A 15,571-nucleotide genomic window follows, 5' to 3' on the forward strand; every position below is an offset into this window, starting at 1 on the left:
GGGCTTTTTCTCGCGGGGTGGGTGACGCTGATGAGCACACGATCGATCCAAGTGAGTTGGTTGGAGAGTGCTGTGCAGAGGCGAATCGCCCTTGAAAACTCGCGACTGCTGGCCTGGCAAACTGCTATGGATCATGCCTTCGATGCTGAGTCTGATCTGGCCAGTAAATCGACTTTGTTGTTTAATGGTAAAGTGGGAGCCCTGAGCACGGACAATGGATGGTCTGACCTGAATCTGTACAACATGCTCACTTCGCCGCTGACGATGACCACCGTGTTTCCTTATAACGCGACCGGACTTCGCCCTGGCGGCTCATACTTGACACATGAGAAGTTTATCCGTCCCGCTCTGCCGAATGATGTTTCCTTGGATAACTTCACCGCACACGAATTTTTAAAGAGCCGCAGCCCTGTCCTGAACGGAGATTTGTTCGTGATTTATCGTAAACCGGATGCGGCCCTGACTGAGTTAAACATCTATAAAAATGTGGCACCCTTTCAGGTTTATGGACGCACGGTGGTTCGACACCCGCCTTCATTGTTCGTTAAGAACACGTCTGCGGTGCAGTTGCCTTTTTTGACGAAGTCGCTCTACATTCAGTCACACGATGCTGCGGCGCGTTATCCGATTTCAGGCACGGGACTCGATGGCAAAACGCTGATGCCTTCCAATTTAGCCGTGGCACCCTCATCCACCGGTCCTGATTCTGCGGCTGAGAGCAAGCTGTTTGATGGTTACCTCAATGTGATCGAGAATGCTGACAATCCGGAAAACTCGCTTTGGCACACGATGCAAAAGGGAAGTCATGAGGAGATTGAGGTGTATCAGGATAACCTGCCTCCTACGGGGAGTTATTGGATGGCAAAGTATGACACCGAGAAGCCGCTCGTGCCTCCGCCTGACTATGCGAACGGTGGATTTGAGGTGCCGTTTCGGACGCTGTACATCAATCTGGCTCACCCGGGCTTAAAGCATCTCTGCATTCGCCAAGACATCCGCATCGTGGACCAGATCGTCTTTGTGGGGCAAAAGACTTCTGCAGAATATGAAGCCGCAGGAGCCATGAGTCCTGTCATTGTGACATTGATCCAGGGTTCTGGATCTCCCGTGCGAAACGTGGCCTTTCAGCATGAGAATAATCGCCGCTTAATCATCGGTACAAAGGTCAAGTCTGGCCTAACAAGTCGTGAAATTATTTTTTCATGGGCGGGTTCGCCGATATTAGGACGTGAATTGCGCTGGCGTATGACTTTGATCAATGAAGGCTTTCCGGTTCTCATGAATCTGCATGAAAATGCGGCGACGGATATCCGCTGGATCGGTGGAATCATGACGAACTGGTCTGTCTGGCGCAATAGCCTGGTAACGGGCCCCCGCAGTGAGCGGCTCATCCTTCAATCTGATGGGGCGGTGCCGACCCTACCAGTGGTAGGGGCAAGCTATGAATCCCTGCTGCCTCGTGAGGCTTGGCTGGAGTCTTATTTTTTACCTCAATCTCCTGATAGCCTATGAAAAGCCGTCTCTGCCAGCATCTACGCCGTGGTTATACCTTGATTGAGGTTTTGGCTGCTGGTGCCGTCGTCTCCGTCGGTATGGCCGCAGCGGTGAGTCTAGCGGCTTCGCTTATGGCCCAAGAAGAGCTCGCTTGGCGAGTGGCGATCACGCGGAATTATCAAGAGAATATGGTGAGGCTTTGGCAGTTGGGAATGAGCCCCGCAGGCAGCAAGGATGCTACTAATATTGGTGCTGTGATGCCGAGCCAGAGCTTCAGCACGCTCCTCAATGAAGCGATCAATGGCACGCCATTTTTGATCGAAACGGGAACTGCCAATCCAGAGGGCTTAGGTAAGCTACAAACGGCATCCATCACAGCGGTGGTGAATGTTTCATCTGACCCTGGTAAAGAAGTGCTCGGGGCTAGCTTTACCCTCACGGCTTACCGTCCCAGCCTGCCTAGCGGCCTGCGTACACAGGCTCTCAACCGCTGATCTCCCACTACGCTCATGCTGAAAAAAGTCACCATCACGAACGTCAATACCGGGCACAAATCCATCGCGATGGTGGATACGGACACGCATGAAAAGGCGTTGATCGGCTGTGGGATCGCCCCGAATGAAACGGCGTCTATTGAGGACATTACCGGGCCGGATGAGAAACTGCAGAGGCTGACTTCTCCTAAAGGTGGATCTGAAGATTGCGGTGCTTTTTTCTCCGGTCTGGGGCGCTGTCTGGAGCGAAACATCAGCATGACCAAGAGCTTGAAGCTGCAGGTGAACCGGGTGGTTTCTGCACGCTACAAAGGCATGATCGCGGAGGTGATCTATGCCATCTCCATGGGGGAAAAATTTAGCGATGCGGTGGCTAGGTTTCGCGATCTTTTTTCGGAGGATATTTTATCCCTCATCATTGCGGGTGAAGAAGCGGGCCAGCTAGCTCGTGTGTGCAAACGCATCGGCGTGGCGCAGAAGAAGTCTTCCAAGACACTGAAGAAGCTGAAGGGGGCGATGATCTACCCTGGGGTGGTGATGGTTCTCGGGGTGGTGGTGGTCATCGTCATGAGTTTCACTCTGGTGCCTGCGATGTCGAAGTTGTTTACCAGTTTCAATGCGGACCTGCCGTTTGCGACTAAGGCGCTGATCGCGTTGTCAGATCTATTTATTCATAAGCCCTACATGGCGGCGGCTCCGCTGGTAGGGCTGTACATTTTCTTTTCCAATTTTGGAAAGATCATGGCTCAAAAGTGGGTGCAGGATTTGGTGCTGAAAATTCCAGTGGTGGGGATGCTGGTGCGTAAATCGGCCGCAGCGGCTGGTTTTCGCACACTGGCCATGCTCACCGAATCAAACGTGCGGTTAACCAGTGCTTTGGAGATCACTTCTTCCGCCACGTGGCATTACCACTACAAGGAGTTCTTTAATCGTTTGCGCGACCACATCAGTGTGGGGCGTACTTTGCACGAGGCTTTCCTGATGGAATCTCATTGGTTAGGCTCAGACGGACGAAATCTTTGCGGTCTGATCGAGCTGGCTTCTGAAACGGGCTCTGGAACGGAGATGCTGGCAGAGATTGCGGATGATTATGAGGAGGAGTTGGATAACATGGCGGCGTCTTTGGATAAGCTCATCGAGCCGCTGACGATGCTGATCCTTGGGGTGATGGTGGGCTTCCTCATCTATGCGATCTACGGGCCGATGTTCAGCCTGGGAGATGTGATCCTGAAAAAGAAGTAGGCGTGGTAAGACCAGCGCCCTGCACGCAGGAGCAGGCGCTGGTTTGAAATACTTGCATTTCGACCCGCGCAGGGAATCATGTGTTCATGAGAACAGATGATTTGCCCGTCAATCGCCCACGGGGGCGTGGTGCGGCAGCGAACACGGCCCAGCGTTTCTCGGCTCTGCAGATGACTTATGACCCGGGAGAAGAACCGGAGAAGGTAGTGACGAAATTTTTTCAGGATCACTCCAGTGGTATCATCAGCCGGCACAACAGTCCCGACCTACCGTTTGAGGCAAGCCTGAATCCTTACCGAGGTTGCGAGCATGGTTGTGCTTATTGTTATGCGCGGCCGACGCATGAGTGGTTGGGCTTTTCAGCAGGGCTGGACTTTGAGTCCCGCATCATGGTGAAGACGGAGGCCCCGGCGCTGCTGCGGGCGGAACTGGCGCGGGAAAAATATGTGCCTGAGCGCCTGTCTCTCAGTGGAGTGACGGACTGTTACCAACCGGTGGAGAAGCGACTGGAAATCACCCGTGGGTGCCTGGCGGTGCTGGCGGAATGCAGGCACCCGGTGGTGATGATCACGAAGAATTACCTCATCACCCGCGATATGGATCACCTGGAGGAACTGGCGCGCCACGAAGCAACGGCAGTTTACATTTCCATCACCACGCTGGATGCAGACCTCGCACGAAAGTTAGAGCCAAGGGCGTCGTCTCCGCAGATGCGGCTGGAGGCAATCCGCAACCTGGCTGGGCAGGGGATTCCGGTGGGGGTGTCTGTAGCGCCGATGATTCCGGGGCTGAATGACAGTGAGATTCCGGCCATCTTAGAGGCTGCGCGCGAGGCGGGAGCCCAGTTTGCCGGTTACACCGTGGTGCGGCTGCCCTTCAGTGTGAAGGAGGTTTTTAGCTCTTGGTTAGAAGAGCATTTCCCAGGAATGAAAGATAAGGTGTTAGGCCGAATCGAGGAAACTCAGGGACGCACGTTATCGCATCCAGAATTTGGCAAGCGGTTAAAAGGCGTTGGAGTGTGGTCTGAGCAAATCGCGCAGATTTTCAAGATTTCATTGAAACGAGCGGGGATGCTGCATCGCCGCCCGGAGGTGAATGCGGCTGCTTTTCGCCGGCCTCGTGAGGTGGGTGGGCAGATGGAACTTTGGTGATGTGATGCAACAAGGCTTCACGGATTGCGTTTTGGCAGGTGCATGCTGCGCACTTTTTTATTCTCGTTTTCTTTGTCGGTCGTGTTTTCCCTGGGAGCGGCTGAGCCTGAACCGCCAGAAGGTTACATTGCTATTTTTAATGGTCAGGACCTCACAGGCTGGCAAGGGAGTGACAAGTATTGGTCCGTCGAAGATGGCTGCCTGACCGGGGTGGCAGATGGGACGCTGGACTACAATCGTTTCATCACCTGGAAGGCCGGGAAGGTAAAAAACTTCGAGCTGCGGGTGAAGGTGAAAGTGACGCCGGATGGCAACAGTGGACTGCAATATCGTGGCCAGGAGCGCCCCGACTTAGGTGAGTGGGTGGTGACAGGGTACCAGTGCGATGTGGTGCCCAAGAACCCTGACTATAACGGCATGCTCTATGAAGAGCGAGGCCGCCGTATCCTGGCGCACACTGGGGAGAAAGTGGTCATTGATCCCCAAGGCCAGCCCTGGGTGGTGGGCAAGATGCCCGTGCAGAAATTTCCTGGCGGGGAGTGGCATGACTACCGGGTGCGGGTGGAAGGGAATCATCACCGCCACTGGATCGACGGTGTGATGACGGTGGACGTGGTGGACCTGGATGAAAAAGGCCGGGCGCTGGAGGGTGTCATCGCTGTGCAGGTGCATGTGGGCCCGCCGATGAAGATCCAGTACAAGGATTTTTTTGTGAAGCACCTGGCGGATGACCTGCCGATCCTGAAAGCTGAGGGGGCGCCCATCCCTGCGGATGCAGTGAAGGTGGTGCCACAGGGCGGCGGTAAGAAAAAAGCCGCTGCTAAAAAATAAGCCCCAGGGTGACCGGTGGCGATGCCACGGGTGCCCTGAGGCCCAGAGGAAGAGGATGTGCGGTGGACAGATTACTTGATCTCGGCGGCCCAGAGGGTCTGCCAGTCGTCGAGGTTGTTGAGGTCCACAGCACCAGGGTTGACGCCGGTTTCATCGCTCACGCCAGCGGCCTCAAGGATGGTCTTGCGGACATCGTCGCCGTGGATGTAGCCGAGGATGGCCTGATTGTGCTTGTAGAGATTGGCCTTGGTGAGGTTCACTCCTGGATAAGCTTTCACCCAGGCTTCGAGCTGGACGTAGGTGGGCTTGGTCGCGATGAAGGCGAGGAATTCATCTTCTTTGATGCCCAGGGCACCGAGGGTCATTCCATCATAACCTTTGCCGCAGGCGGGGTAGTCGGAGTGGAGTTTGCCAGCGGCAGCCAGGGAGGCCTTCAGCCAGAGGCGGGGCAGGTGAAGCACACCGAGAGGACCGGCAACACCGGAGGAAATGAGGGGGACGATTTGGCTCATGGATAATGAAGGGAAGGATTGGTTAGGTCTGAACGGCAGATGGGCTGCCGTCCGTAGAACGTCCATTACGACTGGTTTTCGTCAAAGGCAGGCAGAAAAGAATCAGGATTCGGTGGTTCATTGGCAGAAGTGGGCGAGCTGGAACGTAGCAAGCGCACTTGTGTGAAAAGGCTGTTGCCATGCCATGGGCAACCGCTAGACTCGCGCGCTTTATTCCCCGGTCCAACCAGCCGGTTTTAGACATCTCCCATGAACTCGTTCCTTCTCGACCAAGGCATCCTAGTATCCATCGCGCTCGCTGTGGTGGGTTTGGCTTTTGCCATCCTTTTGATTCGCCAAATCATGGCCAGCTCTCCAGGCAATGACCGAATGGCGGTGATTGGGGATGCGATTCAGCAGGGGGCAAAAGCGTATCTCAACCGCCAGATTCGTGCGGTGAGTCTCATTGCCATCGTGGTGTTTGCCATCGTTTGGTACACGCGTGGCAGTCTGGCTAGTGCGGGTTTTGTGGTGGGGGCGGTTTGCTCCATGGTGGCGGGTTACATCGGCATGATGGTGGCGGTGCGTGCGAACGTGCGCACGGCCTGGGCAGCCAGCATTGGCTCGCACCCTGCGCTGAAGGTGGCCTTCAACGGTGGTGCGGTCACGGGGCTGCTGGTGGTGGCTTTGGGACTGCTTTCTGTGGGTGTGTTTTACCTCATCGTGGAAAAGATGGCCGGCGCGAAGGCGGCGATTGATGCCTTGATTGGCCTGGCACTCGGTAGCTCATTGATCTCTGTCTTTGCTCGTCTGGGCGGCGGTATTTATACCAAGGCAGCGGATGTAGGCGCGGATTTGGTCGGCAAGATCGAGCAGAATTTGAATGAAGATGATCCACGCAACCCGGCGACCATCGCGGACAATGTGGGTGATAACGTGGGGGACTGCGCAGGCATGGCGGCTGACGTTTTTGAAACCTATGCAGTTAGTCTCATCGGCGGTATTTTGGTCGGTCACCTGACGGGGCCTGAAGGCAACCACTCGGTGCTGGTGTATCCTTTTGTGCTTTGTGGGCTATCCATCCTTTCTTCCTTGCTCGGCATCGGCTGGGTGAACTTTGTAAAGCAGAAGGCGACGGCTTCTCTGGTCAGTGGTGTAGCGGTGGCAGGCGTTGTTTCTGCTGGTCTGTTTAAGTGGGCGACGGATGTGATGTTCCCTGAAGCCATCGTGATGGCGGGCAAGACGGTGACGGCCAATGACCTGTTTTATTGTGCTTTGATCGGCATCGTGCTGACCTTTGTGGTGGTGTGGATCACGAATTACTTTACTAGCACTGCCCACGCCCCTGTGCGCCGGATTGCTAAGGCCTCCGAGACGGGGCATGCGACGAATATCATTGCCGGTATCAGCGTGGGCCACCATGCCACCCTCCTACCCGTGCTGGCCATCGCGGCCTCCATTTGGGGCTGCTGGGACATGGGGGGGCTGTATGGTATCGCCATCGCCGTTGTTTCCATGCTGAGCCTTAGTGGCATCATCATTTCCCTGGATGCGTTTGGCCCGATCACCGACAACGCGGGTGGTATCGCCGTGATGTCTGGCCTACCTGAAGAGGTGCGCAAGATCACGGATGAACTGGATGCTGTGGGCAACACGATGAAGGCAGTGACGAAAGGTTACGCCATCGCCTCCGCCGGTCTGGCGGCCATGGTGCTGTTCGGCTCTTATGTGGAAGAGGTGAAGGCTTTCCTGAAGCTGGATGTGCTGGTCTTTGACCTGATGAACCCGCAGGTCATTATCGGCATGTTCATCGGTGGTCTGCTGCCTTACCTGTTCACCGCCTTTGGCATGGATGCCGTGGGCAATGCCGCCGGTGCCGTGGTGCGTGAGGTGCGCCGCCAGATCCAGCTCAAGCCTGGCATTCTCACTGGGCAGGATGTGCCGGAGTATGGCCAGTGCGTGGACATCGTGACGAAAGCCGCTTTGCGCCAGATGATCGTGCCTGCGCTGCTGCCGATCGTGTTTGTGGTTGGCGTGGCCTTCCTGGGCAAGGAAGCCCTGGGCGGCCTGCTCATCGGCACCATCATCACAGGCCTGTTTGTGGGTATCGCCATGACGAGTTCAGGCGGTGCTTGGGACAATGCCAAGAAGTATGTGGAAGAAGGCAACCATGGTGGGAAAGGCAGCTTTGCCCACGCGGCAGCCGTGACGGGTGACACTGTGGGCGATCCTTACAAGGACACATCAGGTCCTGCGGTAAACCCGATGATCAAAGTGGTGAACGTGCTGGCCATCTTGGTGATCCCGCTGTTCTTCAAATAAGCGCTAGATTCGCTAACATTCGAGAGCGGGCTATCCTCACTGGGCAGCCCGTTTTTTTGTTAAGCGGATGGGGCTGTAAGGGTTCGATGATCGAGCCTTTACCTGGGCTTTTAATGCCAGCCTCAACGTAGTTAGGCCTTAGCCTTCGACCCTTTTTTATTGCGATCCCGGCGCCATTCGGCGCGGTGATTTTGGGCCCATTCATTGAGGGCGCGCTCGAAACCGACATCGCGATTTTCTTTTTCACTGACCAGCCACTTGTGCCGCAGGATCTGTTCGAGTTCCGCTTTGAACTCGGAGTAGGCATTGAGGGGGGCAGCGGGCATGAGGCGGAAGGTGAGTTTCGATGGGAAACGGTAGATTGCAAGGTCTCGCGAAAATGAGCTCAGACTGAAATGAAGTCGCCGTGCAGAAAGAAAATGACAAAGGTGTAAGCTAGGTATAACGTCCAGGCTCAACCGAAACGTTGCACGTGCCGAAGTAGCTCAGTGGTAGAGCATCGCATTCGTAATGCGAGGGTCGCGGGTTCAAATCCCGCCTTCGGCTCCACTCCGTGTCAGGAAATGACTCCAGCCCCAGAAACGCCTCGTGCCAGCCGCAATCGTCGGCAGGGGGACACCTTGGGTCTTTTAGCAAGGTTGGCAGGTGCTGTTGCTTTAGTTTTATTGATTGCGGCATTGTTTAACCTCAGCATCCACAAGCTGGAGCGCAGCCCGCCTGTGCAGCCTGAATATCAACCTTCTGCCAAGATTCCGAGAGCGGAGCCTGTTAAAGCCACGTCGGCATCTCCTGCGGAGGTCGTTCAGGGGATTGAACGACTGGAGGAAAAGCGATCTCAAATCGAGACGGTTATCCGCGCATTTTTTAAGGCCGCAACGGTGGAAGATAAATTGGCTTTCGCCCGTGCGCCCGAGCGTGTGCGACCGTTGTTGCGGGATTATTATCGCCAGCGCCCTTTCCAGCCGCGCACCGTAACTGGGCTGGGAACTTGCCAGTCAGTCGGAGAAAAAGGCTATCGTCTAGGCTACATTCAGGCTCTTTTTGCCCAAGAGACGCCTGTGAGTGTCATCGTGGAGGAGCAGGAGGATAAGCAATTTCGCGTGGATTGGGAAAGCTTGGTTCGTTACAGTGAAATGGAATGGGCTGATTTTATCCGGCAGCGGCCTGAAACGCCTACCATGATGCGGGTCATGGCTTCTCAAAGTGTCATGAAGCCAGCCGAGGGGCGCGAATGGCTACAAATCAGTAGCCCGGGTCATGATCACGCCATCCAGGCTTATTTTGACCGCAACGACCCCAAGTTTCAGCCTTTAGTGGATCAACTTCAGGCCGGGGGCTGGAAAAATGTTCCGCTCACGCTCAGACTGTGTTATTCGAAACCTAAATTAAACGCTGACACCGTTCAGATCGTAAACTGTGAAGGCAAAGGCTGGTTGATACTAAACTGACAGGAGGAGCTAACCACGTGAGCAAGACCCACCCACCCAAGTCCAAGACGGCTAAAAAAACGGTGCCTGCTAAGCCCGCCCCCAAAGCTGTAACCAAAAAAGCTCCCTCTAAAGCTCCTGCCAAAAAGCCTGTGCAAACTAAGCCGACGACAAAAAGTGTGGCTAAAAAGCAGCCAGTTAAAACAGTCAGTGCGGCGAAAAAAATAGTTTCGGCGAAAAAAGCACCGCCGCCTGCGAAGAAGGTGGCTGCAAAGAAAGATGCGCCTGCGAAAAAGGCCACTCCGGCAAAAAAAGTCGCACCCATTAAAAAGCCTGTTGCCGTGAAGAAAGCACCTCCGGCGAAGAAAGACGCGGTAGCGAAAAAGCCAGCTGCACCTGTGAAGAAAGCGCCGACTCAGCCAACAGCTAGCGTGAAAGCGCCCGCCGTGAAGCCTGTGGTGAAAGTGGAAGTGAAGGCAGAGACTCCTGCTCCGGTGAAGCCAACTCCAGCACCCGTCGCAAAGCCCGCTGCATCCTCAAAAGCGGGGGGTAAGGCTCCTGCTGCGCCAGTGGTTGTGGCGGATCCTATTGCACCGCCCAAGCCACCTGTGATCTCGGATGAAAAGCCCGTTGCGGTAAAATCAGGTGCGCTGTTTTATGATTCCCACATGCACACTCCCCTGTGTAAACATGCCTGGGGTGAACCTGAAGAATATGCGGCCCAGGCGCTGAAGTCGGGCCTGAAGGGAATCATCTTCACTTGTCATTGCCCGATGCCAGATGGTTTTTGGCCGACCGTGCGCATGTCTGATAGCGAATTTGATACTTACGTGTCCATCGTTCAGCGGACGGCCGAGGCCTATAAAGGCAAGCTGGACGTCTGTTTAGGACTGGAGAGTGAGTTCTTCCCGGGCCATGAAAAGTGGATTGAAAACCTCCACAAACGGGCAGAGTTCGACTACATTTTGGGCGCTGTGCACTGGCAGTCGAAGGATTACTTGGCCAAGTTTGAAACTGGCACTATCGAAAATTTCCGTCGCACTTACTTTGAGCATTTGGCGCAGAGTGCTGAGACGGGGCTTTATGATTGTCTTGCCCACCCCGATTTGGTGAAAAACTATCACCCTGATTCCTGGTGTTTTGCCATCATCAAAAACACCGTTTCCACGGTTTTGGACCGCATTGCTAAAACGGGGGTAGCGATGGAGTTGAATACCTCGGGGCTGAATAAAAGCTATTCGGAGATGAATCCCGGCAATGAGATGCTGCGCATGATGGCTGAGCGAAAAATCCCCGTCGTTTTGGGCAGTGATTCTCACAAGCCTGTTCGCGTGGGTGAGCACTTCATCACGGCGCTGAATAACTTGAGTGATGCGGGCTACGAGGAAATCAGCTACTTCAAAAAACGTCAGCGGATTGACCTGCGAATCAGTGATGTGCTCGCTAGTATTCGGAAAGCGATTGATGCCAATTCTTAATCGACAGCAGGCCTTTTAGGAATTGGTTCGAATCCATGAAAAGTGCCCCAGCCGTTGCTTGCGGGCGCGCCAGTCATCGCTATGGGCAACGGTTCCATGATTTCTTTTCCAGACAGCCCGGTCGCCGTGCTTTGCAGCGGTGGCGACGCCCCCGGTATGAATGCCTTCCTGCGCGCTATCGTGCGTCTGGGGCTCAATCGGCATAAAGTGCCAGTTTTGGGCATTCGGGGGGGCTACCGAGGTCTGGTGCGTGCCGCGAAGCAGGTGAATGGAGACGCCGCAGAACTGGTGCGGTTGAAATTAGAGATCACTGCCAACACGGGCAATCGCGGTTTGATCGATGCCCAGCAGAGCATCATTCAGATGGATCACGCCAGTGTCAGTGGGATCATGGGCAAAGGGGGAACGATTTTAGGTTCGGCGCGTTGCTTAGATTTTCATAAGCCCGAAGTTCGCCGGAGTGTCATTCAGCTCTTGGAAAACCTGGGTGTGCGCGCTTTGGTGGTGGCGGGTGGGGATGGGTCACTCACGGGTGCTCGCCTTTTGGCTGAAGAGAGCAACCTCAAGATCATCGGAGTACCTTCCACGATTGATAACGATCTGCAATTCACAGAGATGGCTCTGGGCGTGGATACGGCTGTGCATACGCTGGTGTGGGCCGTGGACCATTTCATTGACACTGCGCGCAGCCACCGTCGAGTGATGGTACTGGAGACGATGGGGCGCGAAAGTGGTGACCTTGCCCGCATGGCAGCCCTGGCCTCGGGTGCGGAGATGGTCATCACGCCGGAAGGCGGACCGCTGACAGAAAAGTCCATGATGGCCTACGCAGAGGAGATCGAAGGGGCGATGACTCGCGGTCGTGGCCACGCCATCGTGCTCATAGCTGAAGGGGTGAAATTTGACCCGCCGCAGTCGCGCAATGGGGCCTACATTTTGCGGGATGCATTTCAGAAGTACTTTCAGCGTGAAGGGGCTCCGTTCCAGGATCTGGAAGTGCGCCCCTCCGTGCTTGGGCATCTTCAGCGCGGTGGTCACACCACGCCGGGAGATTGCATCTTGGCGGCTCGTTTCGCGGAAGAAGCCTGGAAAGCGATCTTGGATCCGAATGCTGGCAATGGCATCACAGCGCTGCAGCATAACAAAGCCACAATGGTACCCTTTGGCTGTGCTGATTTGCCCGAGCGCGCGCTATCTTCCGTTGCGATGGATCGTTTGCATGATGATTTGAGCTCCTGGTAAGCAGGATTGTTTTTCGGCCTTATTCCTACTCGGAGTGAGGCCTTTTAATTGTTGGGATTGAGGAGCTGCCAGGGCTGATCTAAACGGGAGCTCTCGCTGCGGCTGCTACGATTTTTTGTAACTCGGTCAGCTCACGGTAGAGATCCAAACTTTCGCGCTGGAGATCGGCGACATCCTGGGGGTCTAGGTTAGGATGCTTGAGCTGAGTTTGCAGGCGCTGGTGTTGTTGCTTGAGGCATTTTAGAGACAAGATCTGGAGGGCGTGCTGGGCATCCACCAGCTTTCCTGGAGGTGGGGCCATGTGTTGCACTTGGGTTAGTGCGGCCTCCTCGTCTCGGTCTAAAGTGAAAAGGAAGGTATTGAAAGAGTCTGGGTTGGCAGGTTCGAAGTCGCCTAACCAGACGCGTGATAAAAGCTCCGTGCCGACGAGCTCGTGCAGTACCTTTTGTTCGCCATGCTCGCGCAGCCAGAGCAATATTTCAGGATCTGAAAGCGCCAGACGGCACAGCATGAGTGCGGTGGCATCCTGACTGGCCAGGAGTTTTTCCCCGGCGCGTTCGGTGGTGGGGCCAGCCTCTTTTTTGCTGCGGCTGCTGCTGCCTTTTTCGGCCTTGGTCACCAGCTTGCGCATGATTTCCTCGGAGATGCCCAGGCTGTTGGCCACGCGCTGGATGGTGGTCTGCTTGGCGATGGGCGTGTCGAAGAGCTTAACGTTTTCCGCCATTTCTTCAGCGAACTTAATGCGCTCCCGCATCTCCGTCAGGTCGCGGCGGGAGCCGACGCTGGCGAGCTGGTAGTCCACAAAATCTTTGGCGTGTTTGACGAGTTCGCCAAAGGCTTCCACGCCTTCTTTGCGGATGTAAGAGTCCGGGTCTTCACCCTTGGGCAACATGGCTACTTTGACAATGAGGCCATAGGGGGCCAGGGCCTGGAAGGCGCGCTCGGCAGCCTTGTAGCCAGCGTTGTCCGAGTCATAACAGAGCACAATTTCATCGGCCTGACGTTTCAGGGCTTTGGCGTGGAATTCTGTGAAGGCGGTGCCCTGGCCTGCGACCACGTTTTGAAAGCCAGCCTCATAGACCATGAGGGTGTCAATCTGGCCTTCACAGACGATGGCCTGGCCTGCCTTGGAAATGCCGCGCTTCGATTTGTCGAAGCCAAAGAGGACTTTGCTCTTGCTGAACAGCGGGGTCTCGGGCGAGTTCAGATACTTCGCCACTTTGGCATCGGCCTCCAGGACGCGTCCGCTGAAGGCGATGACCTCGCCATTGTCATTGCAGATGGGAAACATCAAGCGGTGGCGGAAACGTGGGTAGGCATCGCCGCGTTCTTCACTGGTAGCCAGGATGCCTCCCTCAATGAGCAGGCCGGAGCCGATCTTGTTTTTCATGGCCCATTCCCGCAGGGGTTGGGTATTGGGTGGGGCATAGCCGAGCTTCCAGCGTTTGGCCACCTCAGCACTGATGCCACGGCTTTTCAGGTATTGCCGGGCGGCATCGGCCATGGGGTGTTTCATCAGGAGCTGGTGGTACCAGGTGGCGATCTCCTGATGCACGCGGATGAGGGAGCTGCGCAGCTTGGCCGCAGCTTCGGCATTGGCGTCCCAGACTTCTTCCTCGATGCGGATGCCGGCCTGCTCCGCCAAGCGCTTGACCGCCTCCATGAAGGTGAGGCCGTCGTGCTCCATGACAAAGCGGAAGGCATTGCCGCCAGCACCGCAGCCGAAGCAATGGTAGGAATTGGTGGAAGGGCGAACGTTGAAGGAAGGGGACTTTTCGTTGTGAAAGGGGCACAGGCCCACCCAGTTTGTCCCGGCCCGGCGCAGCTTTACGGAGCGCCCCACCACGTCCACGATGTCCGTGGCGGCGAGCACTTGCTGCAAGGTTTCTTCCGGGATGCGAGGCATGGGGTAGAGAAGATGGCGGAGGCCGGGCCAGTGTGCAACTGGCGCGGCGGAGTAACGGTAATACCGAGGGGGAGGTGAGCTCCTATGTCCGTGTTTTCCTGCGCAGGTGTAGCCACAGAAGAGACAGCGCTAGGGTGCCGAGGAACCAGCCGGGCCACCAGGTGAGACTGGTAGCGAAGATGCGCAAATCTTCTGCAGGCAGGGCGAGGTCCTTTTGCAACCATTGGGTGTGCCAGCCGAAGAGCAGCGTCATCCCCCCATAGGCAAGGTTCATCGTAAGGCCGCGAAAGCTGAGGGCTGTAGCGCGGCGGGTGGAGTCCACAATGTCATTGAGGTAATAGGAGAGGAAGAACTGGAGGAAGCGCATGGCCAACATGAGGGGCACCACCAGGGCCACGCCCAGGAAGCCGGGCTGCGGGTACGCGGCGAACAGCAGACCCACCAGGGTCATAAGCGCTAGCCATGCAAAATTCGACCGCTGGCTACCCTGGGTGGACATGCGCTCCATCAGCCCCGCCGTGGCCAGGCCTAGCAGCGAAGCCACCGTGCCGATGATGCCATACCAGGCCTCGGTGATGCCGACGAGACGGTAGAAGTTGCTGGAGACGGTGAGGAAGAGCCGAATGATACTGTCAAAGACGACGCCGAGGAGGATGAGCGTGAAGGCGGCCTCCGTGCGCCAGATCCAGCGACCGGTTTCCAAAATGCGAGCCAAGGCCAGCCGGGCCTCATGCAGCCAGCCTCCGGTGCGAGCAACGATGGCCGCGGCGGGCTCCGTCATGCGCAGGGTCACCCCCAGGCAGGCGATGCCGGTGAGAAAATTCAGCCCCAGGGGGATCTTCATGGTCCATGCACGGGGAACCTCTCCCAGGCCCAGCCAGGCCAGGACGGTGCTGACTTTGCCATGATCATAGAGGAGGCCACCACTGACGGAGGAGACGATGAACCCCAGGGCCATGGCACGGCTGAGCTGGGCCATGACCTTCGGCCACAGTACCGGGCGTTCGGCCTCGGGCAGGGAATCATAGGTCAATGCTTCGTCCGCCCCGCTGGCAGCCGCTTCAGCCGCCCCGCTGAGGATGCGATTCACCACGAACAGCCACAGCACGACATCGTGATTCCCCACGGGCATGAGGCACAGTACGCCCATCTCCGCCACCATCAGCCAGCCAGCGGCGATGATGAGCGGGCGACGGCCAAACTGGTCTGCCAGGGCCCCGGAGGGCACCTCAAGGAGGACGATGATGATGGCCCAAACGACATTCAGCGCGGCGAATTCGGCAATGCTCAACCCCAGGTCCAGAAAGAGGACGGTGAAGATGGGGTAATAAAACCGGCAGTTAAACAGCAGCCGGAACCAGATGAAAAGACGGGCGTTGAGAGGCATCGGCGAGGGGAGTAGAGGGCAGCGTGAGAGTGGTGCAGGAGGACGAGACTGGCAAAGCAGATCCCTGGCCTTTTTTTCGTTACCGGGTGCCGACGTCTGCCGTTAG

13 protein-coding genes and 1 tRNA gene are annotated in these 15,571 nt (G+C 56.3%); 10 read left to right on the top strand and 4 right to left on the bottom strand.

The features are described from left to right. Positions 1-30: 30 nt before the first annotated feature. From HNQ64_RS05605 to HNQ64_RS05625, 5 genes are all read left to right on the top strand, one after another. Positions 31-1,512 (top strand): hypothetical protein, encoded by a 1,482-nt coding sequence (locus tag HNQ64_RS05605; protein ID WP_184206316.1) that lies wholly within the window; start codon positions 31-33, stop codon positions 1,510-1,512. After that, positions 1,509-1,988: a type IV pilus modification PilV family protein gene (locus tag HNQ64_RS05610; protein ID WP_184206318.1), complete on the top strand. Its 480-nt coding sequence runs from the start codon at positions 1,509-1,511 to the stop codon at positions 1,986-1,988. Before HNQ64_RS05605 ends, HNQ64_RS05610 begins: the two co-directional genes overlap by 4 nt. 15 nt (positions 1,989-2,003) lie before the next feature. Then, positions 2,004-3,230, top strand: coding sequence for a type II secretion system F family protein (locus HNQ64_RS05615; RefSeq protein ID WP_184206320.1), 1,227 nt, complete (start codon positions 2,004-2,006; stop codon positions 3,228-3,230). An 86-nt stretch (positions 3,231-3,316) separates the two neighbouring features. Continuing rightward, complete coding sequence (locus tag HNQ64_RS05620) at positions 3,317-4,381, top strand: PA0069 family radical SAM protein (RefSeq protein ID WP_184206322.1); 1,065 nt, start codon at positions 3,317-3,319, stop codon at positions 4,379-4,381. Between the two features lie 42 nt (positions 4,382-4,423). Further along, on the top strand, positions 4,424-5,212 hold the full coding sequence (locus tag HNQ64_RS05625; RefSeq protein WP_184206324.1) for a 3-keto-disaccharide hydrolase: 789 nt from the start codon (positions 4,424-4,426) through the stop codon (positions 5,210-5,212). A gap of 71 nt (positions 5,213-5,283) precedes the next feature. On the opposite strand, the gene HNQ64_RS05630 is transcribed toward HNQ64_RS05625, so the two are convergent. After that, positions 5,284-5,724 carry a DUF5069 domain-containing protein gene (locus HNQ64_RS05630; RefSeq protein WP_184206326.1) on the bottom strand — a complete coding sequence of 147 codons (441 nt, stop codon included), beginning with the start codon at positions 5,722-5,724 and terminating at the stop codon, positions 5,284-5,286. A 249-nt stretch (positions 5,725-5,973) separates the two neighbouring features. On the opposite strand from HNQ64_RS05630, the gene HNQ64_RS05635 reads away from it, so the two are divergent. Further along, entirely contained in the window at positions 5,974-8,025 is a 2,052-nt protein-coding gene (locus HNQ64_RS05635; RefSeq protein ID WP_184206328.1) for a sodium-translocating pyrophosphatase, read from the top strand. A 131-nt stretch (positions 8,026-8,156) separates the two neighbouring features. Here HNQ64_RS05635 and HNQ64_RS05640 read toward each other — a convergent pair whose 3' ends face one another. Next, positions 8,157-8,351 (bottom strand): DUF4032 domain-containing protein, encoded by a 195-nt coding sequence (locus HNQ64_RS05640; protein ID WP_184206330.1) that lies wholly within the window; start codon positions 8,349-8,351, stop codon positions 8,157-8,159. Positions 8,352-8,499: 148 nt separating this feature from the next. Between HNQ64_RS05640 and HNQ64_RS05645 the strand changes: the two genes are divergently transcribed. The 4 genes from HNQ64_RS05645 to HNQ64_RS05660 all read left to right on the top strand — a co-directional run bounded on the left by HNQ64_RS05645 (position 8,500) and on the right by HNQ64_RS05660 (position 12,172). Next, positions 8,500-8,574 (top strand) — tRNA-Thr (locus HNQ64_RS05645). 14 nt (positions 8,575-8,588) lie between these two features. Then, on the top strand, positions 8,589-9,473 hold the full coding sequence (locus tag HNQ64_RS05650) for a hypothetical protein (RefSeq protein ID WP_184206332.1): 885 nt from the start codon (positions 8,589-8,591) through the stop codon (positions 9,471-9,473). A 17-nt stretch (positions 9,474-9,490) separates the two neighbouring features. Beyond that, a complete protein-coding gene (locus HNQ64_RS24270; protein WP_343075879.1) occupies positions 9,491-10,930 on the top strand; it encodes a histidinol-phosphatase HisJ family protein in 1,440 nt (479 codons plus the stop codon). Between the two features lie 96 nt (positions 10,931-11,026). Further along, positions 11,027-12,172, top strand: coding sequence for a 6-phosphofructokinase (locus HNQ64_RS05660; RefSeq protein ID WP_184206334.1), 1,146 nt, complete (start codon positions 11,027-11,029; stop codon positions 12,170-12,172). Between the two features lie 79 nt (positions 12,173-12,251). On the opposite strand, the gene dnaG is transcribed toward HNQ64_RS05660, so the two are convergent. Continuing rightward, positions 12,252-14,078, bottom strand: coding sequence for a DNA primase (gene dnaG / locus HNQ64_RS05665; RefSeq protein WP_184206336.1), 1,827 nt, complete (start codon positions 14,076-14,078; stop codon positions 12,252-12,254). An 82-nt stretch (positions 14,079-14,160) separates the two neighbouring features. Continuing rightward, entirely contained in the window at positions 14,161-15,465 is a 1,305-nt protein-coding gene (locus HNQ64_RS05670) for an MFS transporter (RefSeq protein ID WP_184206338.1), read from the bottom strand. Positions 15,466-15,571 lie beyond the last annotated feature (106 nt).

Origin of the sequence: Prosthecobacter dejongeii (genome assembly GCF_014203045.1) — a bacterium.
In the GTDB taxonomy this organism is placed as follows: Bacteria; Verrucomicrobiota; Verrucomicrobiia; order Verrucomicrobiales; family Verrucomicrobiaceae; genus Prosthecobacter; species Prosthecobacter dejongeii.

Excerpts from the sequence above, each read along its gene's own strand:
- HNQ64_RS05605 (WP_184206316.1), top strand. The coding sequence starts at position 31 with ATGAGCACACGATCGATCCAAGTGAGTTGGTTGGAGAGTGCTGTGCAG.
- HNQ64_RS05610 (WP_184206318.1), top strand. The coding sequence starts at position 1,509 with ATGAAAAGCCGTCTCTGCCAGCATCTACGCCGTGGTTATACCTTGATT.
- HNQ64_RS05615 (WP_184206320.1), top strand. The coding sequence starts at position 2,004 with ATGCTGAAAAAAGTCACCATCACGAACGTCAATACCGGGCACAAATCC.
- HNQ64_RS05620 (WP_184206322.1), top strand. The coding sequence starts at position 3,317 with ATGAGAACAGATGATTTGCCCGTCAATCGCCCACGGGGGCGTGGTGCG.
- HNQ64_RS05625 (WP_184206324.1), top strand. The coding sequence starts at position 4,424 with ATGCTGCGCACTTTTTTATTCTCGTTTTCTTTGTCGGTCGTGTTTTCC.
- HNQ64_RS05630 (WP_184206326.1), bottom strand. The coding sequence starts at position 5,724 with ATGAGCCAAATCGTCCCCCTCATTTCCTCCGGTGTTGCCGGTCCTCTC.
- HNQ64_RS05635 (WP_184206328.1), top strand. The coding sequence starts at position 5,974 with ATGAACTCGTTCCTTCTCGACCAAGGCATCCTAGTATCCATCGCGCTC.
- HNQ64_RS05640 (WP_184206330.1), bottom strand. The coding sequence starts at position 8,351 with ATGCCCGCTGCCCCCCTCAATGCCTACTCCGAGTTCAAAGCGGAACTC.
- HNQ64_RS05650 (WP_184206332.1), top strand. The coding sequence starts at position 8,589 with ATGACTCCAGCCCCAGAAACGCCTCGTGCCAGCCGCAATCGTCGGCAG.
- HNQ64_RS05660 (WP_184206334.1), top strand. The coding sequence starts at position 11,027 with ATGATTTCTTTTCCAGACAGCCCGGTCGCCGTGCTTTGCAGCGGTGGC.
- dnaG (WP_184206336.1), bottom strand. The coding sequence starts at position 14,078 with ATGCCTCGCATCCCGGAAGAAACCTTGCAGCAAGTGCTCGCCGCCACG.
- HNQ64_RS05670 (WP_184206338.1), bottom strand. The coding sequence starts at position 15,465 with ATGCCTCTCAACGCCCGTCTTTTCATCTGGTTCCGGCTGCTGTTTAAC.